This is a genomic window from Paenibacillus sp. FSL R7-0302 (assembly GCF_038006885.1).
Classification (GTDB): Bacteria; Bacillota; Bacilli; order Paenibacillales; family Paenibacillaceae; genus Paenibacillus_AQ.
Genome location: NZ_JBBOWB010000002.1, coordinates 1,109,281 through 1,132,050 on the forward strand (window position 1 = coordinate 1,109,281; position 22,770 = coordinate 1,132,050).

The 22,770-nt window shown below is 56.2% G+C and carries 16 protein-coding genes; 10 read left to right on the forward strand and 6 right to left on the reverse strand.

Annotation, left to right across the window (positions count from 1 at the left end; genetic code table 11):
• Window positions 1–105 precede the first annotated feature (105 nt).
• Window positions 106–2,760: a bifunctional lysylphosphatidylglycerol flippase/synthetase MprF gene (gene mprF, locus MKY96_RS30730; RefSeq protein WP_340946815.1), complete on the forward strand. Its 2,655-nt coding sequence runs from the start codon at window positions 106–108 to the stop codon at window positions 2,758–2,760.
• Window positions 2,761–2,921: 161 nt separating this feature from the next.
• Entirely contained in the window at window positions 2,922–3,986 is a 1,065-nt protein-coding gene (locus MKY96_RS30735; RefSeq protein ID WP_340946382.1) for a hypothetical protein, read from the forward strand.
• A 521-nt stretch (window positions 3,987–4,507) separates the two neighbouring features.
• Here the strand turns inward: MKY96_RS30735 and MKY96_RS30740 are convergent.
• Window positions 4,508–6,298, reverse strand: coding sequence for an ATP-binding cassette domain-containing protein (locus tag MKY96_RS30740; protein WP_340946385.1), 1,791 nt, complete (start codon window positions 6,296–6,298; stop codon window positions 4,508–4,510).
• Complete coding sequence (locus MKY96_RS30745; RefSeq protein WP_340946386.1) at window positions 6,295–7,107, reverse strand: ATP-binding cassette domain-containing protein; 813 nt, start codon at window positions 7,105–7,107, stop codon at window positions 6,295–6,297. Before MKY96_RS30745 ends, MKY96_RS30740 begins: the two co-directional genes overlap by 4 nt.
• A gap of 224 nt (window positions 7,108–7,331) precedes the next feature.
• On the opposite strand from MKY96_RS30745, the gene MKY96_RS30750 reads away from it, so the two are divergent.
• Window positions 7,332–7,940 (forward strand): biotin transporter BioY, encoded by a 609-nt coding sequence (locus MKY96_RS30750; RefSeq protein ID WP_340946387.1) that lies wholly within the window; start codon window positions 7,332–7,334, stop codon window positions 7,938–7,940.
• 794 nt (window positions 7,941–8,734) lie between these two features.
• Here the strand turns inward: MKY96_RS30750 and MKY96_RS30755 are convergent.
• The 3 genes from MKY96_RS30755 to MKY96_RS30765 all read right to left on the reverse strand — a co-directional run bounded on the left by MKY96_RS30755 (window position 8,735) and on the right by MKY96_RS30765 (window position 13,115).
• Window positions 8,735–10,219, reverse strand: coding sequence for an alpha-amylase (locus tag MKY96_RS30755; protein ID WP_340946388.1), 1,485 nt, complete (start codon window positions 10,217–10,219; stop codon window positions 8,735–8,737).
• Between the two features lie 93 nt (window positions 10,220–10,312).
• Complete coding sequence (locus MKY96_RS30760; RefSeq protein ID WP_340946389.1) at window positions 10,313–11,158, reverse strand: DUF72 domain-containing protein; 846 nt, start codon at window positions 11,156–11,158, stop codon at window positions 10,313–10,315.
• 364 nt (window positions 11,159–11,522) lie between these two features.
• Window positions 11,523–13,115: a histidine kinase N-terminal 7TM domain-containing diguanylate cyclase gene (locus MKY96_RS30765; RefSeq protein WP_340946391.1), complete on the reverse strand. Its 1,593-nt coding sequence runs from the start codon at window positions 13,113–13,115 to the stop codon at window positions 11,523–11,525.
• A gap of 494 nt (window positions 13,116–13,609) precedes the next feature.
• On the opposite strand from MKY96_RS30765, the gene MKY96_RS30770 reads away from it, so the two are divergent.
• From MKY96_RS30770 to MKY96_RS30800, 7 genes are all read left to right on the forward strand, one after another.
• Entirely contained in the window at window positions 13,610–13,924 is a 315-nt protein-coding gene (locus tag MKY96_RS30770; protein ID WP_340946392.1) for a hypothetical protein, read from the forward strand.
• A 387-nt stretch (window positions 13,925–14,311) separates the two neighbouring features.
• Window positions 14,312–15,094, forward strand: coding sequence for an ABC transporter ATP-binding protein (locus MKY96_RS30775; RefSeq protein WP_340946393.1), 783 nt, complete (start codon window positions 14,312–14,314; stop codon window positions 15,092–15,094).
• Between the two features lie 2 nt (window positions 15,095–15,096).
• Complete coding sequence (locus MKY96_RS30780; RefSeq protein ID WP_340946395.1) at window positions 15,097–15,909, forward strand: ABC transporter permease; 813 nt, start codon at window positions 15,097–15,099, stop codon at window positions 15,907–15,909.
• Window positions 15,909–16,763 carry an ABC transporter permease gene (locus MKY96_RS30785; protein ID WP_340946396.1) on the forward strand — a complete coding sequence of 285 codons (855 nt, stop codon included), beginning with the start codon at window positions 15,909–15,911 and terminating at the stop codon, window positions 16,761–16,763. The genes MKY96_RS30780 and MKY96_RS30785 overlap by 1 nt, the downstream gene beginning before the upstream one ends.
• Before the next feature lie 86 nt (window positions 16,764–16,849).
• Window positions 16,850–17,959, forward strand: coding sequence for an ABC transporter substrate-binding protein (locus tag MKY96_RS30790; protein ID WP_340946397.1), 1,110 nt, complete (start codon window positions 16,850–16,852; stop codon window positions 17,957–17,959).
• A gap of 100 nt (window positions 17,960–18,059) precedes the next feature.
• Window positions 18,060–19,523 (forward strand): CoA-acylating methylmalonate-semialdehyde dehydrogenase, encoded by a 1,464-nt coding sequence (locus MKY96_RS30795; protein ID WP_340946398.1) that lies wholly within the window; start codon window positions 18,060–18,062, stop codon window positions 19,521–19,523.
• 30 nt (window positions 19,524–19,553) lie between these two features.
• Complete coding sequence (locus MKY96_RS30800) at window positions 19,554–20,921, forward strand: aspartate aminotransferase family protein (protein WP_340946399.1); 1,368 nt, start codon at window positions 19,554–19,556, stop codon at window positions 20,919–20,921.
• Here MKY96_RS30800 and MKY96_RS30805 read toward each other — a convergent pair.
• Window positions 20,887–22,575: a PucR family transcriptional regulator gene (locus tag MKY96_RS30805; protein WP_340946401.1), complete on the reverse strand. Its 1,689-nt coding sequence runs from the start codon at window positions 22,573–22,575 to the stop codon at window positions 20,887–20,889. The two genes, MKY96_RS30800 and MKY96_RS30805, sit on opposite strands and share 35 nt — an antisense overlap.
• Window positions 22,576–22,770 lie beyond the last annotated feature (195 nt).

Sequence of the window (22,770 nt, forward strand, 5' to 3'; positions counted from 1 at the left end):
ATTATACGGGAGATCTGCTGCTGATCTTGCTATAATGGGTTCGTATGGAGAGGGCTGAATATGTTCAGGCAACAAGAGCGTTCGGCAGTGAGGACAGGTGAAGTCATGCATACTGTAATCAAAAATAAATTGGAACGCTTCAAATTCGTACGGCTGCTGATATCCATCTACCGGATTAAGGCGGTGCGGGCGCTTTTTCCGCTGCTGATTATCGGACTGGTCTATCTGGAGGGGCAGCATGAGCTGAAGCAAATTCATTTAGGCAAAATCATCCGTGATCTGAAATCCGTTCCCGTACCCTCTATTATGCAGATGCTGGGAATTTCGCTGCTGTCGGTGGCGGTTATGAGTACTTATGATTACTTGATCCGGCGGCATTTCCGCCTGCAGATCGGCTGGTTGCGGACCTTCCGTTATGCCTGGATCGCCAATACGTTCAATAATATGATCGGATTCGCCGGTCTGGCTGGCGCGGGCCTTAGAACGCTGCTCTATAAGCGGAGCTGTGTGCCTGCGTCCTTGCTCGCACCGGCCATAGTGTTTCTGTCACCGCTGATGATTACGGGGCTGTCGCTGCTCGGGTGGGGGACGATTACCGGTCTTTTGCCGGCGGACCGGCTGCTGGAGGCGCATCGCTGGCTGGATTTTGCGGTCTGGGGGATGGCGCTGTATCTGCCGTTCTTTGTACTCCTCCAGCGCTCTGCGCTTTTCGCCAAATGGGTTAACCGGGGTGAGGGGAGAACCGCCTGGCTTACCGTAGTTGCTTCTGTGGGTGCGTCCTTCCTGGAGTGGGTGTTCGCCGGATTGACCTTCTGGTTCATCGCCGGTGAGCTGCTCGGGAGCGCCCCATTTCTCACCGTCTTCAGTATCTATGTAGTGGCTGCGATAGCCGGAATTCTAAGTATGGCTCCCGGAGGCATCGGCGCGTTCGATCTGATTGCGCTGCTCGGACTTACCCAACTGGGCATCAAGAGCGACCATGCCATGGCAGTCCTGGTCATCTACAGATTATTCTATTACATTATCCCCTGGCTGATCGGTCTGGTGCTGGCTGCGCTGGAGTTCGGGCTGCCGGGTACGAAGGGCGCTGAACGCAGCGGCGACAGAGTGGAAGCACCCCTGACGATATGGCAGAGAATATGGGGCTGGCCCGGCCAATATACCTTCCTCAGCGATCTGGGTGTATGGGCACTCGGCAAGCTGGTCCTAGCCAGCGGTCTGCTTCTGCTGCTGTCCGCAGCTACGCCTGAGCTGCTCTACCGGCTGAAGGTGACAGAAGAATTGCTGTCGCTGCCCGTGATGCAGATCTCGCACCATCTGTCCGTGCTGATCGGCTTTATGCTGATTCTGCTGTCGCGTGGGATCTCCCTGCGCGTCCGCAGGGCTTATGTCTGGACAGGCCTGCTGCTTTTGGGCGGGGCGGTCTTTGCATTTACGAAGGGGTTCGATTACGAGGAGGCCTTGTTCCTGCTGGTGGTGGCACTGATTCTGTGGATCTCCCGAAGCCGGTTCTACCGGATCAGTGTCCCGCTGAGCGCCAAAAGCACCTTATGGTGGCTGCTCCTGACCTCGGCTGTAGCCCTCAGCTATTACGGGCTGGCGAGTTATACCCATCACGGCTTCCTGAAGCATCTCCCGCCCGGCATTCAGCCGGAATGGCTGCGGCAGCACAGTAATGTGGCCGTTACGGCGGCCGGCGGACTGATTTGCTCCTGGCTGCTGCTGACGATGCTTGTAGCCCTCAGGCCGCAGCACAAGGCAGATACGCTTCTCGCGGATAAGGATATGGCGCGGCTGGAGCGCTTCCTCTCGGAGGGCTGGGGCAATGCCTTAAGCCATATGCTGTTTCTTGGCGACAAAAGCTTCTATTGGGCCCAGGAAGGCAAGGTGCTGTTCGCCTTCGCCAGAGTCCGGGACAAGCTGGTGGTACTGGGTGATCCGCTTGGGCCGATGAATCTGCTTAATAACGGAATCAGTGAGTTCAGGCAGGCTGCTGATTTGTATGGACTATCTGTAGTCTTCTATCAGGCGGCCCCGGCATATCTTCCGCTCTATCATGAGCAGGGCTACCGGTTCTTCAAGCTGGGGGAAGAAGCGCTGGTTCCGCTGGCGGACTTCAGCATTAGCGGATCGCGGAACGCCAGCCTGCGGAGTGTGAAGGGGCGGTTCGAGCGCGAAGGCTACCATTTCGAGATCACAGAGGCCCAGCATTCGAAGGAGCTGCTGCAGGAGCTTCGCTTGTTGTCAGAGGAATGGCTGGCCGGGCGCAGGGAGAAAGGCTACTCGCTGGGCTGGTTCAGCGAGCCGTACCTCCAGCTCGCACCGCTGGCGCTGCTGCGTGGAGCAGACGGCCATTTGCTGGCTTTTGCCTCCATAGCTCCTGGTTACGACGGGCAGAAGACAGTCTCGGTGGATCTGATGCGCCATCACAAGGATACCCCGAACGGGACTATGGATTACCTGTTCCTGTGTCTGCTGGAATGGGCGAAAGCGCGCGGTTACAGAAGCTTCAATCTAGGGTCTGCCCCGCTGTCCAATGTCGGGGGCCGCTTTGGAGCGCTGCGGGAGGAGAAGCTTGCCCGGCTGGTTTTTGAACGCGGAGGCCACTGGTACGGCTTCTCCGGTCTGCGCCGGTATAAGGAGAAGTTCAACCCGGCGTGGGAGCCACGTTATCTGGCCTATCCCGCTGCGGTGACTCTCCCTCTCTTGACTCTGGATCTGGTGAGGCTGGTCTCCAGGCATCCGGAGGAGGAGAATTGAGATGAATAGCCTTTTGGCGATTGGCGAATAAGCCTTGTAGTAGACGGAAGGCCGGATACGGCGATAAGGAGTTGCGGAAAATATTTGATTTTCTGCAACTTTTTATATATACAAGCGTCATAAACAAGGATTCAAAAATCGCGTAACAGGAGGATTATTCTATGTTCAAGAAGGTATTGGTTATTTCCGCGTTGACTATGGGCCTGCTGATTTCCGCCGGTCCGGCGAACGCCAGTCCCAAAGAGCAGCCGCTTAATGAGCAGACCGATGTGATATGGATTAGCGGAAATGCAGTGGCACTTGTGGATCATGTGAATAATAAAGCAGATATCGTTGATTTACATACAAACACTGCGATTACGATATCAGAGGACTCCAGCCGTATCCTGGACTTACAGGTGATGAGCAGTCCCCCGAAAATTGTGCTGCTTAAACAAGGCAAGGGCACTAAAATATCGAAATCTGTATTCTCTTCTAATGGAAGTCTCCTCAGTAAAAGGGATATTCCGCTTAAAACGGCAGGGGATAAAGTGAAATGGGTAGCTCCAACCGGTAAAACCAATGAACGGGTTATGGTCCAAGCGGGGAATACCTTCAGCCTCTATCAGTATCCCTGGGTGAAGCCGAATGTTACTTACAATGCCAAGTTTGTTGATAAGGGATATGAGAATGTATCCGTAATGGATTGGGATTTTCAGGGATACCCGTATTTGGCGGTTAAGTATCAGGCACAGGGCATTATGAGCACGGACTATCTGTTGAGGCTGGTTGATCTGCATTCAAGAAATGAGACAGTAATCAAGGACTTCAATACGGACTTTTCCATTCAATCCAGCGGGAACTTCTATACTGCCTTCACTTCGTACACCTATCAGCCCGTGCCGGGGAATGTCAGTCGTCCTTCAGCTGATGAGACTCAGAAGGTCTTTCGGTTAATCAGCAAAGCTACTGGCAAAGAAACAGCTTCTGTAAAACAAGTCTTCAAAGAGGAAGGCGACGTTTCCGGTTGGGTTACGGAGGCTAATAATGGTCAGGTTTTTGTGGGGGATCTGCAGGTGAACTCATGGTCCTTATTCTCTCAGGGGGGCGCGGAGCTGCTGAAGAATCAGGAATGGCCGAAGAATGGCACCACCAAATTCCTATACGCTAATGTGAAGTCGAAAACAGCGTATTTCCTGGATTATTCCTCAGGTGATATCTCGGTCATTGCGAGTACATTGAAGTAAATAAAGCTGCTGTAGCTGCAAAAAAAAGGTGCCGCCCTCTCCGAAGCTGGAGGTGGCGGCTTGCTTTTAATTAGGAGTGTTCGAATGGTTGGAGGGGCTCGGACGCATGCTGAATGAGTAAATGGTGTGCCAAGATTGTATGCGAAAAACAGCATACATTGGGCAGCTAGAGGGTACGCGAGTCAAATGTATGCCAAAAACAGCATACAATGTGCTGCCGCGCAGGCGCACAGGCCGAATGTATGCCGAAAACAGCATACAATGGGCAGCTAGAGGGTGCGCGAGTCAAATGTATGTCAAAAACAGCATACAATGTGCTGCCGCGAGGGAGAGCGGACCGGATTAAGGCCAAGTGAGCAAAAATCAGGGGCAATAGTGCCCCTGATTTCGCCGGATGCCCCACAAGTGGGCGGATGCGGATAGGTAAGGTGGGGAGAACTGTACTAGCTGCGCAGCCGTATAAGTTCTTACACTATCCATCCGCTATGGTGATTTTGTTCACTGAATCGTCCCGTACCCGCTCAGCTGATACGCGCTACCCACCACAGCATAGCTGCGACCGTCAGGATACCTAGCGCTGCCAGCGTGTCACGCCTGCTCCAGCGGAGCTGATAGACGGGGGTCCGCTGCTTGGCTGGATCGTACCCCCGCGATTCTACGGCTGTCGCCAGCTCGTCGCCCATACCCAGGACAAGAATCAGCAGAGGCACGATGATTAGGGCGATCTGCCTCGGGGACCAGCGGGCCACCCCGCGGGCGCGCCTTCCGCGTGAGCCCAGCGCAAGCTGCAGCTGGGCCAGCTTGCCGAGAATCCACGGCACGAACTGCAGGGTCACGGATACGGCAAGCGACCAGTTACGGGTGAGGATGCCCAGGGCCCGCAGCGGAGCGATTCCCCATTCCAGACCCTCGCGCAAGGGTGCACCGGTGGTCGTCTCGGTGAACAGGAAGCCCAGGGCAATTAACAGCAGGAAGCGCAGAGCGTTAATTCCCCCGCGCATGAGTCCTGCATAGCTGAAGCTGAGCGGTCCGAGTGCGAAGTCGGGAGAGCTCCAGCTAAGCCCGGACAGGAGCCAGAGGAACAGGAACATCAGCAGGAACGGGCGGAAGAAGCGGAAGGCCCGGCGCCAGGAGATACGGGCCGAAGCCGCGAGCCCGGCTAGCAGACCGGCAGTAAGCAGCAGCGGGAGCAGAGTGTTCATCCCTAGCAGGACCAGCGAGCCGAGAATCATCCCCAGCCATTTGGCCCGGGGATCGAGTCCTTGCCAGCCGGGCCTGCGAGGGGTGTTCTGTTCTTGTCTTGGATTGCCAGGCCTGATTATTGACTGGTCCGTCTGCGCTCCGGCAGGTTGAGGAGGATTCCCCCGGTGCCGTTTATCTTCTGCACTGTATTGCGTGCGGTGTTCGCGGGTGCGACCGCTCTGGTTGCCGGGTGGCATGGTGCTGCTGCGGGCAGAGGCGCCAGTGCCTGCCGGCAACCTGTCCGTCTGCGGCATAGGCAGCGGGTGCTTTTTCAGCCCTATCAGCAGCTCCTCCAGATTGTCCGGGACTGCTTCCAGCAGGCCATGCTGCACCGCTCTGCGTCCCATAGAAGCATAGACGGGGGGAGTGAGTCCGGCGTCTGCCAGCAGGCTGGGATCAGCAGTCAATGCCGGAGCAGGACCGTCATAATGGATAGCACCGTGCTTCATCACGATGACCTTGTCGGCAACCGGCAGGAAGCTGTCCAGATCATGGGTGCCGATGATCAGGGTCAGGCCGCTACTGCGCAGCTGCTGTACCATTTCGAGCAGTGCCTGCGCTGCCTGGGGGTCCAGCCCTGCGGTCGGCTCATCCAGAATCAGAAGCCCGGGCTGTACGGCCAGAGCACCCGCAATACATACGCGCCGCTTCTCACCCCCGCTAAGCAGAAAGGGAGAGCGCCCGGCGAATTCATCGTAAGCCAGCCCGGTCTTCGCCAGAGCGCCCGCGATGATCTCCGTCCGCTTCTCCTTGGACACCCCTCGCTCCATCAGGCCGTATTCGATATCCTTATGTACCGTACCCGCGAACAGCTGAGTCTCCGGCTGCTGGAATACCATGGATGCAGCTTCGGCAGTCTTGTAGTCCGTCTTCTTCCCGTGATCGTAAAGTATCTGCCCGGAGGAGGGCTGTGCAAGGTCCGCGAGCAGACGGAGCAGCGTAGACTTACCGCTCCCGTTCACACCGCAGAGGACGGTCAGCGAACCTGTAGGGATATCCAGAGATATCTCTTGAACGGCTGGCCTGCCTCCTTCATAGCAGAAGGAGAGATGCTCCGTATGAATTCTCATAGCAGCTCCTCCAGATCCTGTCCGGTCAGCGGCAGCAGGTGAAGCGGCCAGCCCTGCTTCTGCAGCAGCTTCCCGACCCGGACGGCCGGAGAAGGAAGCCAGCCGAGGGTCTCCGGTAGCTCCGAGGTATAGAACAGGCTGCGCGGGCTGCCGTCATAGAGCAATTGCCCTTTGCCCAGCACCGCGATGCGCGGGCTTGCGGCCAGCTCCTCCATCCGCTGCGTGACCCAGAGGATGGTAGTCCCTGCCTGCCATAGCCCCTGGGCCAGCTCCAGAATATCCGATCTTCCCTCAGGGTCCAGCATCGAGGTAGCCTCATCGAAAATAATCATTTCGGCTTCCAGTGCCAGGCAGCAGCCTACCGCCAGACGTTGGCGCTCTCCGCCGGATAGTGTAGATACCTCTGCCTCCGCTTTATGGCTTAGTCCTACCTGCTGTAGAATCTCATGGATTCGTGCAATCATCCGCCCCCGTTCCAGTCCCCGGTTCTCCAGTCCGAAGGCGATATCCTCGAAGGGGGTGGAGCCAACCGTCTGTGCTTCGGGATTCTGAAATACGAGCTGCACCCGCTGCTTTACTATTGTCCGGTTCTCCGGCAGGCGCAGGTCCAGTCCGGCCACGGACAGACTGCCGCCGGAGGGGGTGTTCAGTCCGTTGAAGGAGCGGATTAGCGAGGTTTTGCCGCAGCCGTTGGCCCCTGTCAGCGCTACCCATTCCCCAGGCTCTATATGAATGTTAATCCCTTGCAGTACTGTACGGTGATGCGGCCCCTCCCGCACGGACAAGCTTATATTATGCGCCCTGATCATCCTCATGCCTGCTTTCCGTCCAGCTCTAGTCAACAATTGCTACCCATTATAACAAAGATTTCAGGATTGATGTATCTGGAGGGTGATGTTATAGTGATCCCAAGTGAAAACGGCTTTGCCGTCCTTTTAAAGGACGGTACCCTTTCGGCGAGAAATAGAAAGATAATTTGTAGCGTGAAACATATAAATTCTTATATTTTTAGAAAAGGGGGAACCTCCCGGCCATGAAGAAATGGACCACCCGCGGCCTGATATTCAGTGCCTTATTCGCCGCCGTCATGATAGCTCTGAGTTATTTGAAAATCTCGCTGCCCTTCTCCACGGTACCCATTACCATGCAGACCCTCGCGGTAATGCTGGCTGGTTCGATCCTTGGGGCCCGTTACGGGGCGCTTGCTGTACTGATCGTGCTCGGACTCGCCGCTGCCGGATTCCAGGTGATGGGCGGAAGCGGAGGATTGGCGGTCCTGGTTGGCCCTACCGCAGGATATATCTTCTCCTGGCCGTTCGTGGCCTGGCTGATCGGCTTTTTCGCCGAACGCATTAAGCAGGACAAATACACCTTCGTGAAGCTGCTGGCCGCTAACTTTATCTTCGGGGCATTGTTAGTTTATCCGGGCGGTGTGGGGTGGCTGGCCTATTCTACAGGCATGGATTCACTCGGCAAGGCATTGACGGCAGGCATGTGGCCGTTTCTTCCGGGCGACCTGCTCAAAGCAGTCTTGTGTTCGGCTGTAGTAACGGCGGTATGGAAGGTATATCCGATCGAACGTATCCTGAACAGTGACACAGGCGTCTGGGCTGAAGGGGACAACACAACCACAACTCGTTAACCGCAAGCTGCTAACCAATAAATGCAAATGCTAACTGCAAGCTATGTCTTGCTCAGCATAAATAGGCGAATTCATAGCCCCTGCGGCGTGGATTCGCCTATTTCGCGTTATTCACAATAGGAATTCTGGGGGCGTTCATCGAATGTTAAGCGTGCTGTGGATAAAATGTGGATAAGGTCGGGGATAAATCTTTTTTTCAGCAGAATCGCCGCAGGACAAATTTGCTTTTACACGGTGACTCCAGCTCACCCATATGACTCTTCTGCTAATGTGAATCCCGTGCTGAAAGTGGGCCGGATGAGTAAATGAGAGGGATAAATCCCATTGGTGGGGCTGAAAATGAGCCGTATGAGTAAATGAAAGGGATAAATCCCGTTGGTGGAGCCGAAAATGAGCCGTATGAGTAAATGAAAGGGATAAATCCCATTAGTGGGGCTGAAAATGAGCCGTATGAGTAAATTAAAGGGATAAATCCCTTTGGTGGAGCAGGAAATGGGCCGGATGAGTAAATGAGAGGGATAAATCCCATAGGTGGAGCAGGAAATGAGCCGGATGAGTACCAGATGAGGAAATGAGGAAATGAGTGAATTGTTTAGGTTTATAGAGAGTAATATATTTCTTTTGTGGATAATATGTGGATAAAATGGGAGGGGGTTGCGAAGGCAGTGAAGTCGCAGAGGAATAGATGTGTTGGAGTACTACTGCACTTAATTTTACTACCCGAGTAACTTCTCACCTATAAAACAAATGCCGTCCCCCTAACAACAGGGACGGCATTATTCATCTTTACAGGCCTACTCCTCCGCGCAGGCATCGGCTGGCTTCGGCTCGGGCAGCGCCCAGACGGAGACGCTGCCGCCGTTGACCGGGAATACGGCCCAGCCGTCTTCGCCGATCGTAACGGATTCCCCGCGGTTATGGGTGAAGTCCTCCCATACCTCTCCGCTGCGCGCTTCGCCCACGAACATCCGCTTCTCTCCGTTGTCTCCATTGGAGATGACTACAGCGCAGCCGGAGCCTTCAATCTCCTGAACGCCGCGCCGGACCCAGCCGATAGTGTTGGGATGGTCGAAGTAATCGTCCTGCTCCCCGTACGCTTTGGTGTGGCGGGCGCAGAGCAGAGGATCGATGGCGTCCTTCTTGCCTTCCATCGGCGCAGGGCCGCCGATGCCGTAATAATCTCCGTAGAAGACAACGGGATAGCCGTCGCGCCGCAGCAGAATCAGGGCGTAGGCGCTTTGCTTGAACCAGTCGCCCACCCAGGATTCCAGTGCCTCATGCGGCTGGGAGTCGTGGTTGTCAACGAAGGTGACAGCATTCGCGGGATGTGTCTGGACCAGCGTATCGTCGAAGATATGCGTCAGGTCGAAATCCCGGCCTGCCAGTGCGGCGGAGTAGAGCTTGTAATGAAGGGAGACATCGAACAGATCGATCTGGTAATCTACAGTGTTCAGGAATTCGCGGCAAGCCTCCAGATTAGAGTTCCAGAATTCACCGACGATGTAGAAGTCCTCGCCGCGCTTCTTTTTCATCTCCATGGCGAATTCCTTGATGAACTCATGGTTGATATGCTTGATCGCATCCAGCCGGTATCCGCTGCATTGCAGCGTATCGACCAGCCACTTGCCCCAGTTCAGCATCTCATTCTTCACATCGTCATTGCTGTAATCAATGTTGGCGAACATCAGATAGTCGTAGTTGCCGAATTCGTCATCCACATTCTGATTCCAGCCTTTATTCGTGCCGTCAATCCGGAAGACGCCGTTGCGGCCTTCCTTGGCATCGAAATCGGTTCCGTTGAAGTGGGTGTGATTCCACTTGAAGCTGGAGTATTCATCCCCGCGTCCCGGGAAATCAAATTTGGTCCAGCCTTCAATCTCGAACGGCTCGGAGATATCCTTGGTACGGTCGTTCGGGTCCACCTCAATCACCTCGAAGACCTCGGTCTCATCCGCTCCGGCTTTATGGTTCATGACCAGATCCACGTAGACCGCAATGCCGTTCTTCAGGCACTCGGCAATCGCGTCGATTAACTCCTGCTTGGTTCCATACTTCGTGCGTACATCACCCTTTTGATCGAATTCACCGAGGTCATACAGATCGTAGACTCCATAACCGGTATCTTCGGGCGAGACGGCCTTGGTAACAGGGGGAACCCATACCGAATCAATGCCCGCCGCCTTCAGTTCCGGGGCCATCTGGGCAAGGCGTTTCCAGTGTTCTCCGTCCGCCGCGACATGCCATTCAAAAAACTGCATCATAGTATGATTTCTCTTCATAATTCTTTGGCCTCCTCTACAATATAAGACGAATGGGACGGTGATCAGATGCTTCAGCAGGGAGTAGAAGAGATTTATGTAGACCTCTGTACATCAGTTGAATAAGTCCAGTTGGCGCGGGGCCAGCCCTCCGTCGATCCCAAACAGCGATTGCAGCTCCTGAGCATTGGGAGTGGCATCCCCGGCAGAATTATTATTAAATACCACGTAAATATTCTTACAGGTCTGTTCAAGCTCCAGCAGCCGGTCCCGCCACTGCGTTAACTCTTCGGTGCTGTAACGGTACAGATAGCGAAGCTTGCGCCAGTCCGGGTGGCTGCTCTGATTCCAGCCTGCAGTGTTGCGCCCATGCAGCCGCACGTAGGTGAGGTCCGGCCGGGTGGCGACAGGGACAATCGGGATGGAGCCGGAGCCTGCCTGCGGCTCGTCGGCTATCGTATGAATCCAGCCTTCTTGCTTCAGGAACCCGAGGGTCCGCTCACGCATCTCAGGGCTGTACCAGGAATCATTACGGAATTCGATGGCAGCGGGCACATCCAGCAGCCGCTCCTTCGCGTCACGCAGGAAATCCACGTTGTCTTTGGTGCAGTCGAACCAGGGCGGGAATTGAAACAGTGCCATCGCCAGCTTCCCCGCTGAGCGGACAGGAGCGATAGAGGTATGGAAGGCCCGGTACATCTCCTCCGGCGTATCGTAGTAATTCTTTTTCCCCCGCAGATGTCCGGTCATTCCCTGATAAGCCTTCACAATGAACTGGAACGCCTCCGGCGTCTGGTTGACCCATTTCTCATAATTCCGGACCGGCTGAACCGCGTAGAAGGAACTGTCAATTTCCACAATGGGAAAATGGGCGCTGTAGGCGGGGAGGCGGTCGGCAGGTTTGATTTTGCCGTACAGCTCCTCATGGTCTCCGAAGCCGGTCAGCCCGATCTTGATCATAGAACCCCCTCCTTGTCGCATGAACCTGAATTCTGCCGAACGGATCGGCTAACTCTTATTAAACTGAAAACCCGCCTATGCAAACAACAGGAGAACACGAATGACGGAATTCAGTGCAGGGACAGGAAAGAACTGGAGAAAAAGGGACTATGGAAGCTGGTATCACCAAAAGAGAAGGCGGATATACCCGGCAGGTGCCATTTATTCAAATATAAGAATTTTTATGTTTCACACTATAAATTATTCTTCTATTTCCCGCTGAAACGGTACCGTCCTTTAAAAGGATGGCAATGCCGTTTCTACTTGATATGCGCAGGGGAAGCGGGAGGTGCCATGCGGGGCAGGAAAAGAGGGCTTGCCTCCATCACATGGGCTTGAAGCGGGTGATGGAGGAGACGCCATATAGATGTACGCTATTGCGGCCGTTACGCTTGGAGGAGTAGAGGGCATGGTCTGCTTCCGAGAGCAGCTCCTCCAGTGAGGTCGAACGGCGGAAGGCTTCAGCCACGCCGAAGCTGGCTGTGATTTTAATTGTTCCTGTGAAGGTAGAGAAGGTGCTCTGCTCGATGTCCCTGCGGATACGCTCAGAGATCAGGGCTGCTTCCTTCAAGAGGGCTCCCGGCAGGCTTAAGACGAATTCTTCACCTCCGTACCGTCCGAAGACATCCCCCTCCCGGACATGCTGGCGGCATACGCTTACTACATGCTGTAAGGCCATATCCCCGTGATGGTGCCCGTAGCGGTCGTTAATGCTTTTGAAGAAATCGATATCCAGCAGGATGACCGAGAAGGGGGCGGCGGAGTCGGCAGCTTCCTGCAGCCGTTCCCGGCTCAGCTCCATGAAGTGGGTCCGGTTGTAAATGCCGGTCAGGCTGTCGATGGTGGCGAGCTGCAGCAGCTTCTCCTGGAGCAGGGTGCGTTCGGTAACATCGATCAGCATGATCATCCGCCCGGCAAGATGGCCGTCATGCTTCTGGACCGGAGAGGAACGGACCTGATAATAGCGGACTTCTCCGCCGGAATGCCACACCAGTTCCTGCTCTTCGCTGATCTGCGGATTGGAATTCATTACATAATCGACCGCCTCCTTGCCGGCAGGCAGGAAAAGCTGGGCCAGCGGGCGGCCGATGGCGGCGGCATCCAGATCCTCAAGCATCTCGGCAGCGGCCCGGTTATAGTCCACCAGCTTGTCGGAGAGGTCCATGACGAGTACGCCGTCGCGCATGCTCTCGAACAGATTCTCTCTGGCAATCGGCGCGGCGGTCAGCATCCCTCTGGACAGAATGGCCCATATATACAGGGACGAGGTTACACTCATCACAACGGGAACAGGGTCTGTTCCATACGGAGTCAGGTCCATCAGATAGAGGAAGGCCCCCAGCGCAGGCAGGAATTGTCCGACAAAAATAATCAGCATCTGCCGCAGATAAGCCCGCCGCATCCGCCCCCAGCGCCAGAGGATCAGGCACATCCCGGCCAGCATACAGCCGAAGGTCAGACTGCCCTGGACGATATACCAGGGTCCCATGACGATATCCACCAGCGGTGCAGGCGCGCCTTCCCGGAAGTAGATAGCCTTATAGAACAGGTGATGGGAGTCGTTGGTCCAGACAAGCACCGTGGAGATCACGGGGACGGAGTAGAGGAGGACCAGCAGTTTTCGGGAGACCAGACGCTCCAGGCCCACGAAGTGCATGATCATCAGCAGACTGGAGGGCGCGATGTACGGCATTCCGAGATACTCCAGCTTGATCCAGAACTTAATCTGTTCCATCGAATTCCCCGAGAGCTCGAGCGCGAAGGCGAATGTGTATACCGCCGAGGCGGCGGAGCTGACGATGAATGCGCGCAGACCCGAGAAGTCAGTCTTCCTGTAAAAAGCAAACAGGGCGAGCAAGGCGTTCAGCACACCGGAGATCGAAACGATAATAATGTAGTTGGAAATCAGAGATGCCATGGGGAGCGCCTCCATGGATTGGGATAAGCATTGGACATTGTGAATAGTCTCCTGGACACAAAATGAAATGCAAATAAAGGATAGCACACATCCGAATCAAGGGGATACATCCCAGGGCTCGGGCTGGTGCGGCTGTGGGAGAGACGCGAGCAACATAGAATGTATGCGAAAAACCGAACACATTGAGCTTGCGCGAGTGCCCCGGGCCGAATGTATACGAAAAACGGAACATAATGTGCTGCTGCGAGGCCCGTGGGCCGAATGTATACGAAAAACCGAACACATTGTGCTGGTGCGAGGCCCGTGGGCCGAATGTATACGAAAAACCGAACACATTGTGCTGGTGCGAGGCCCGTGGGCCGAATGTATGCGAAAAATCGAACACATTGTGCTGGTGCGAGGCCCGTGGGCCGAATGTATGCGAAAAACCGAACACATTGTGCTGGTGCGAGGCCCGTGGGCCGAATGTATGCGAAAAACCGAACACATTGTGCTTGCGCAAGGCCCGTGGTCCGAATGTAATCGAAAAACCGATCACATTCGGCGCTGCGTGGGCACGTGGTCCAAATATAATCGAAAAACCGATCACTTTCGGCGCGGCTTGGGCACGTGGTCCAAATGTGATCGAAAAACCGATCACATTCGGCGCTGCGTGGGCACGTGGTCCAAATGTAATCGAAAAACCGATCACATTCGGCGCGGCTTGGGCACGTGGTCCAAATGTAATCGAAAAACCGATTACATTCGGCGCTGCGGAGGCGCGTGGTCCAAATGTAATCGAAAAACCGATCACATTCGGCGCTGCGTGAGCACATGGTCCGAATGTAATCGAAAAACCGATCACATTCGGCGCGGCGTGGGCGCGTGGTCCAAATGTATATGTTTCACGCGAACACGTATCCTTCTGTTTCACATTAAAACGGTACCTTCCCTGTGAGGACGGCAAAGCCGTTTCCACTTATAGTTACTTACTATTTTTATCGGCAATCAGCTCTATTATTTACACTGTAAGCGGCTCCCTAGACAAAGTGACGTAATTTCACAGCCTCAATGTTACGCTTTGTCTAATGTGGGATTCGCAGGCAACGTGTAACATGTTAATTAATCCTACATGAAGAAAGAAAAAGTACAGAAAACGCGATAATTATGTTATTTTAATTAACATTTAATAGATTCAGGGATGGAGGGGACTGGAGATGTCACTAGTAGCAGCAACAATTCCTGAAATACAGCTGAAGCATGTCGAAATGCGTTACCAGACGGAGACGGCAGATGTGCTGGCCCTGCATCAGGTAAGTCTCGATATTGCCAAGGGGGAGTTCGTCTCCCTGCTGGGTCCTTCCGGGTGCGGAAAGACTACGCTGCTGAGGCTGATGGCAGATCTTATCACACCAACGGCTGGAAATATCATGGTGGCAGGCAAAAGCGCCAAGGAGGCCCGGCTGGCACAGAAATACGGTATTGTGTTCCAGAGTCCGGTGCTGTATGACTGGCGGAAGGTCAAGCATAATATTACCCTGCCGCTGGAGCTGCTGGGCGTCAAGAGATCGATCCGTGAGGACAAAGCGCTGGAGCTGCTTGATCTCGTGGGCTTGCAGGGGTTCGCCGATAAGTATCCCTGGCAGCTCAGCGGGGGGATGCAGCAGCGTGTAGCTATTGCCCGGGCACTCTCCATGGAGCCGGAAATTCTGCTCATGGATGAACCGTTCTCGGCGCTGGATGAATTCACGCGCGAGCGGCTGAATGAAGAGCTGCTCTCCGTCTGGAGTAAGGTACAGAGCACAATTGTATTCGTTACCCATAGCATTCCCGAATCGATCTTCCTGTCGGACCGGGTGTTCGTCCTGTCTCCGCATCCGGGCAGACTCTCGGCGGTTGTCGATATTCCGCTGCCCCGTCCGCGTACAGCGGACATGAGGAACCGTCCGGAGTTCTTCGAGCTGATTGCCCGTATCCGCGACAGCTTCGAAGGGGTGTAGTGATGAAGCTGAACCGTGCGTTAATGCGGGGGCGTGCGCTGCCGCTGCTTGTCTGGATCTGCGGGCTGCTGGTGCTGTGGGAGGCGGTCTCCTGGTGGCTGCTGCATGTGGCGAAGACGCCGCTGGCCCAGTCCAAGCTGCCTTATGTTCACGAGGTGGCGCTCACTCTGTGGCAGTACAGCGGCACCCTTCTCCGGGAAGGGGGAGCCACCTTCGGCAATGCCGGGGTGGGTTTCCTGATCGGAGCGCTCTCCGGAGTGCTGTTGGCCGTGTTGATGAGCCTCTCCCGGACGATAGAGCAGCTTGCCTTCCCGTATGCGGTTGCTTCGCAGATGATTCCGATTCTGGGGCTGGCGCCGATTATATACGGGATTGTGCGGGATGAGCAGATGTCGCGGATCATCATCTCCGGCTATATCACCTTCTTCCCGGTGGCGCTGAATATGCTGCGCGGTCTGCGGAGTGTGGACCCTTCTGCCCTGGAGCTGATGCACTCTTATGCCGCTAAGCCGTGGGCTGTATATTGGAAGCTGCGCTTCCCGGCAGCGCTGCCGGGGCTGTTCAGCGGGCTGAAGATTGCAGCGCCGCTGGCTGTAACGGGCGCAATTCTGGTTGAGCTGATGGGTGCTCAGCGCGGAATCGGGGTTATTATGCTCCGCAATCTCTATTATGGACCCTCCCATACCTACATGTTCTGGTCCACGGTGCTGGTCGGTGCTCTGCTGGGTATGGCCAGCTATTGGCTGATGAGTCTGGTGGAGCGTCTGGTAGCCCCCTGGCAGCCGGAATTCCGTCCCCAAGGAGGCAGCCGCTAATGGAAAGTAATACGGTTCGCGAATTTACATCCTCTAACAACGTTATTTCGCCAGATACGGACCAAGGCGGAGATCCATGGAAATTCCTGAAATGGCTGAACCCCGGGTTCGTGCTGCCGCTGCTTGCCGGAGCTTTGTTCCTGCTGCTGTGGGAGCTCCAGATCTTTCACCGCATCTTCGATCTGAAGAAATATCAGCTGCCGCTACCCTCCGCCATCGCTGAAGCGATGCGGGACAATCTCAGTCTGCTGCTCTCTTATACCGGGTATACCCTCACTGAAGCCGTTCTTGGTATGCTGATCGGCTCCGGCTGCGGCTTCCTGATTGCCTTGGCTGCTATGGCCTGGCCCCGCTGGGGCGGCGGCAGCCTCACGATGGTAGCTGCACTCAATGCCGTTCCCATTGTAGCGCTTGCCCCTATCATGAACCTGTGGTTCGGGGACGGCATCGGCTCGCGGGCGGCGATTGTGACCGCGACCACGATGGCGGCTATGGCGATCAATGCCCACAAGGGTATGGCGGCTGTGGACCCGCTGGCGCTGGACCTGATGCATTCCTATGCGGCAGGCAAACGGGCGGTATTCCGCCATCTGCGGATTCAGAACAGTCTGCCTTATGTATTCACCGCCTTGAAGATCAACGCTACAGCGAGCATGATCGGGGCGATTGTCGGAGAATTCTTCTTCTCCTCGCGGGGGCTGGGTTATCTCCTCTCGAATTCCATCAAGGTGGCGAAGATGCCGCTGGGCTGGGCCTGTATCGTGCTTGCCGCGGTTGCCGGAGTCATCTTTTACCTGGTCGTGGAGCGGCTGGAGAAGGTGTTTATCAAGTGGCACCCTTCCCGGCGTACGTAGTGTGTAATTCCTGCAAATAGCAACAAGAGCGCAATCATACTGTGTCAGACCGTCTTACAAAAAAATGATTGGTAGGGGGAGTTGCTATGATGAAGGGAAAACAGGGCAAAACTCGTGGAGGATTATGGCTTGCGGCGGCTCTAATGCTGATCTCGCTGCTTGCGGGCTGCGGCGGCAACAACAACGCCAGTCCCTCCGGAGCAGAAGCGACTGCGGGGAATGCGGCGGCAGCTTCACCGGAAGCTGCGGCAACTTCAGAACCGGCGGCTGAGCCGGTTACCGTGAAGCTGCAGCTCAAATGGGTGCCGCAGGCCCAGTTCGCAGGGTACTTCCTGGCGCAGGACAAAGGATATTATGCGGCGGAGGGCCTGAAGGTCGAGATTCTGCCGGGCGGGCCGGATATCGTGCCTGAGCAGCAGGTAGCGGGCGGTTCGGCCGATATCGGGGTGGACTGGGTGGCGAGCCTGCTGACCAGCCAGGAGCAGGAGATGCCGCTGGTGCAGATCGCCCAGATTTTCCAGAAGAGCGGGCTGGTGCTGGTATCCAAGAAGGAGGCGGGCATCACTACACCGGCTGAGCTGAAGGGCAAGAAGGTAGGCAACTGGATGGGCGGCAATGAGTTTGAGATTCTGGCGCTGTTTGATAAATACAAGCTGGATTCTGGCAAGGATCTGAACTTCACCAAGCAGGGCTTCACCATGGATCAGTTCCTCGGCGGTGAGCTGGATGCGGCTTCGGCTATGACCTACAACGAATATCAGGTGGTGCTGGAGTCGGGCGTTAAGGCGGAGGACCTGAGTGTCATCGACATGAATGACGAAGGTGTGGCGATGCTTGAAGACAACCTGTTCGCCAACAAGGAGTGGCTGGAGGGCAATAAGGAGACGGCTGCCAAGTTCGTCCGTGCTTCCCTGAAGGGCTGGGCGGATGCGATTGCCGATCCCGAAGCGGCTGTGGACAGTGTGATGAAGCTTGCCGAAGCGGGCAGCACGACCCGGGAGCATCAGCTGACGATGATGACGGAGGTTGCCAAGCTGATCCAGCCGGAGGGCTTCGATGCTTCCAAGCTGGGCTATACGGATGCTGCCGCCTTCCAGCAGACCGCCGATATCGCGCTGAAGTTCGGGGTCATTAAGACGGCTTCCAAGGTGGAGGAGGCCTACACGAACGAGATTGTGGAGATGGCGGCGAAATAACAGGTAACAGGATTTCTTCATAGCTGAAGCAGATGGCCGCCTGGTAAGGCGGTCATCTCTTCTAGGATAGCGGACGAACACAGGAAAAGAGGTGCGGACGATGACACTGCTCACGGGGCAGGCCAGTAAGGTGAAGAACTATGTAAACGGAGCTTGGGTGGAGTCCTCCTCCGGGCGGCAGGAGGAAGTGTTCAACCCGGCGACCGGCGAAATCATTGCCTATGTGCCGATCTCCAGCCGGGAAGAGCTGGATGCAGCCGTGAGGGCAGCTTCCATAGCCTATTCCGCGTGGAAAAGGGTCGCTGTTCCGCGAAGGGCCCGCTATTTCTTCCGGTACCAGCAGCTGCTGGTCCAGCACAGCAAGGAGCTGGCGGAGCTGATCACGCTGGAGAACGGCAAAAGCCTGGAGGAAGCGCTGGGCGAGGTGCAGCGCGGCATCGAATGCGTGGAATTCGCCGCCGGCGCTCCCACGCTGATGATGGGCAGCCAGCTGCCGGATATCGCGACAGGCGTAGAGTCCGGCATGTACCGCTATCCCCTGGGAGTTGTGGGCGGCATCGCCCCGTTCAACTTCCCGATGATGGTGCCCTGCTGGATGTTCCCGCTGGCGGTAGCCTGCGGCAACACCTTTGTGCTGAAGCCCTCCGAGCGGACGCCGCTGCTGGTGAACCGGCTCGCGGAGCTGTTCGCAGAAGCGGGCTTCCCGCCGGGGGTGCTGAATGTGGTACACGGGGCGCATGAGGTGGTGGACGGCCTGCTGGCGCATGAGGAAGTGAAGGCGGTCTCCTTCGTGGGCTCACAGCCGGTGGCGGAATATGTCTATAAGCAGGGGATCGCGCACGGCAAGCGGGTGCAGGCGCTGGCCGGCGCGAAGAATCATTCGATTGTGCTGAAGGATGCCGATCTGGACCATGCGGTGAAGAATATCCTATCCGCAGCCTTCGGCTCAGCGGGCGAACGGTGCATGGCCTGCGCTGTAGTGGTGGTGCAGGAGGACATTGCCGATGAGCTGGTAAGCCGGATCACGGAGGCTGCGGACGGGCTGAAGATCGGGAACGGCAAGGAGGAGGGGGTGATCCTGGGCCCGGTCATCCGGCAGGCGAACAAAGACCGGACGATCGATTACATTGAAGCTGGGCTTGCCGAGAAGGCGGTGCTGGTGCGGGATGGCCGCAAGGATGCTGCAGCTGCGGGCAACGGCTATTTCCTGGGCCCGACGATCTTCGATCATGTGATGCCGGGCATGAAGATCTGGCGTGACGAGATCTTCGCGCCGCTGCTGGCAGTGGTGCGGGTGAAGGATCTGGCGGAGGCGATAGCGGTCACGAATAAGTCGTCCTTCGCCAACGGGGCTTGCATCTATACGGACAGCGCCAGGGCAGTCCGCGAATTCCGTGAGGAGATTGACGCCGGGATGCTGGGCGTCAATCTGGGCGTGCCTGCTCCGATGGCATTCTTCCCTTTCTCAGGATACAAGAAATCGTTCTATGGAGACCTGCACGCGAACGGCCGTGACGGTGTGGAATTCTATACCCGCAAGAAAATGATTACCGCGCGTTACTAAAAGAAGGAAAGCCAAGGAGGAGAGTGTGCCGTGCAGAGTCTGGGCAAAGAAAGCGAGCTGGCGGTTAAGAAGGACCAGCGGTATTTGTGGCATAATATGACCCCTTACAGTGAGCAGTATCCGCCGATGATTGCAGCCTCCGCAAGCGGCTCATGGGTTACCGATATCGACGGCAACAAATTCCTGGACGGCATGTCCGGCCTGTGGTGTGTGAATGTGGGGTACGGGCGGAAGGAACTGGCGGAGGCGGCGTACAACCAGCTGCTGAGCCTGCCGTATTTCCCGCTGACGCAGAGCCATATGCCGGCCATCGCGCTGGCCGAGAAGCTGAATGAATGGCTGGAGGATGAGTATGTCATCTTCTTCTCCAACAGCGGGTCGGAAGCGAACGAAGCAGCCTTCAAAATAGCCCGTCAGTACCAGCAGCAGACCGGCCAGCCGGACCGCCACAAATTCATCGCCCGCTACCGGGGCTATCACGGAAGCTCGCTGGGCGCCCTGGCGGCGACCGGGCAGGCGCAGCGCAAGTACAAGTACGAGCCGCTGGGCGGCGGGTTCCTGCATGTAGCCCCGCCGGACAGCTACCGCCGCCCGGCCGGCATGAGCGAAGAAGCGTTCAACCTCCAGTGTGCGCAGGCGATTGAGGATATGATCGTCTGGGAAGGCGCAGCGTCTGTAGCGGCGGTGATTATGGAGCCGGTCATTACCGGCGGGGGCGTGATTGTCCCGCATCAGGTCTATATGGACCGGGTGCAGGAGATCTGCCGGACCCACGGCGTATTGCTGATTATCGACGAGGTGATCTGCGGCTTCGGGCGGTCCGGCCGCAAGTTCGGACATCACAATTTCGGGATCAAGCCCGATATTGTCACGATGGCGAAGGGGCTGACGAGCGGCTATCTGCCGTTATCGGCTACCGCTGTGCGCAAGGAGATCTATGAGGCCTTCAAGGATAACAGCGATGACTACGGGCATTTCCGGCATGTGAACACCTTCGGCGGCAATCCGGCTGCCTGTGCGCTTGCCCTGCGCAACCTGGAGATTCTGGAGCAGGAGCAGCTGGTTGAACGCGCCGGAATTCTGGGCCGCAGGCTGGCGGACGGGTTCGCCGGGCTTTTGGAGCATAAGCTGGTTGGCGATATCCGCAGCTTCGGGCTGGTCCTTGGGATTGAACTGGTGGCGGATAAGGCCACCAGAGTGCCCACTGAGCTAAGTGTGGTCAAGGGGATTATTGCCGAGTGCAAAGCTAAGGGGCTGATCATAGGCAAGAACGGCGATACGGTGGCGGGCTTCAATAATGTGCTCACCTTCGCTCCGCCGTTATCCTCGGCCGATGAGGATGTGCAGTTCATCATCGATACCTTCACAGCTGTGCTGAACGGGAGCTGGGCAGAGTGAATTTCTCCGGGTACAGGAACTGGTAGGCGCGCAGGGCGACCTGAATGGAGATCCGGTTCTCCGGGAGCATGAAGTCCTCGCCGAGCAGCTCGGTGATTTTGTCCAGCCGGTAGTAGAGGGATTGCCTGACGATGAAGAGGCTGCGGGCGGCGATCTGCTTCGACCCGTCATGATCGAGGTAGACGCGCAGCGTCAGCAGCAGCTCGCTGCCCTTCGCCTCATCGTGGTCAATCAGCGGGCCGATATAGCTGCGGATGAAATTCTCCAGCGTCTTGCCGTCGTTCAGGCTCAGCAGCAGCTGGAAGACGCCTAACTCCTCATACATGAGGACCGGCTTCTGATAACAGGAATAGAGGGACAGCGCTTGTACGGCTTCCTGATAACCGGCATGAGCATGCTTCAGGCCCCGGTGGGACTTGCTGACTCCGATGACGAGCTGCAGGTCCTTCAGCTTCTCATCCGCGCGGATATGCTGCAGGGAATCAAGCGCCTGCTGCAGGCGCAGCTTGCCGGGCAGCTTGGACTGGATATCCAGGGCAATGACGGTCAGCCGGTTGTTCTTCAGGGTGATCAGCGGCCGGAGGGAGTGCTTCTCGAAGATGGAGCGCAGGATGAGCGAGAGATGGAAGGTGATGGATTCCCAGTCATTCTCCGAGCTGTTCCATTTGACATCCCGGGGATTCTCAATCTCGATCAGGCAGACCCGGTAGGGCAGCTCATTAACCAGGTTGAAGTCCGGGCCGACCAGCCCCTTGAGCCGGTTGTCGTCCTGAGTACGTCCCCCGACCAGCTCATCTACCCACAGATTCTCCGAGAACAGCTTTCGTTCCTCCATGTACCGGGTGCGCAGCAGCTCCTGTGCGATGGATAAGGAGGCGGAATCGAGCAGCAGACAGTCGAATTCCTGCGGCTTGTGATTACAGACCATCAGGATATAGGCCCAGGTCTGGTCCAAGGCTCCTACGGGCTTCACGGCGATGGTCTTGTGGCCGTATTCGCGGATATAGGGGGCGGCCTCCGGTGCTGCTCCCTCCATCTCTTCGCTGAAGGTCTCGAAGAAGCCCAGCAGCGGGCGCTGCTCCTCGGGCGCGAGGGCCGGGAAGAAGAGAGGTTTGCCTTGCAGCTGCATATAGAGAATCTGTGTGCGGGTGCTTTTACATAACAATTGCAGGACCTTAAGGGTTCCCTGGGAGGTTAGCGTCAGCCGGTGAAATTCGCGGGAGATGCTCTCCAGCTCCTGCAGCATCCGGTGGTGGCGGTTGATGATGAGGGAATGCAGATCGAGTGTAATGTCGACGAACCGTACAGTGCGGGTGAATTGGATCAGCGGAAAATCGTGCAGGTTCGAAAGAGCGATCATCTCCTGCGGAATGGCACTGAAGTAGGCTCCCAGCTCAATGCACAGGCAGGCGGCGTTCTTATCAATCAGATTCTGCATGAAAGACAGGGCAGCGTCCAGATCCGTGCTTGCGCTCATTCCGGTGGTCAGAATCATCTCTTCCCCGTGAATCAGACTCTCCAGGCTCGCGCTCTCCAGCACATGCACCCAGCGGACGGCCCGGTTCAGGCCGTTTCTTCCCCCGATCAGCTCAGCTTCAGCGAACAGCGGCCGCTTCAGCGCGTCGCGGATCGTAAATACAAGTTCCCAGTCCATAAGCTTCCCCCTCATTCACTTCGTTCTCAGGCCATTCTCACAGGTAAAAAAGTGACTTTTGAAATTAGACAATCTGTCTAATGTAACGAAAAAACGGATTGGCTATAGTTTGAATATAATATGTCAGGAAACTTAACTTAAATTGGAGTGTGATTAGCGATTTTACCGGCTTGAAGTTTATTTTACTACAATAAT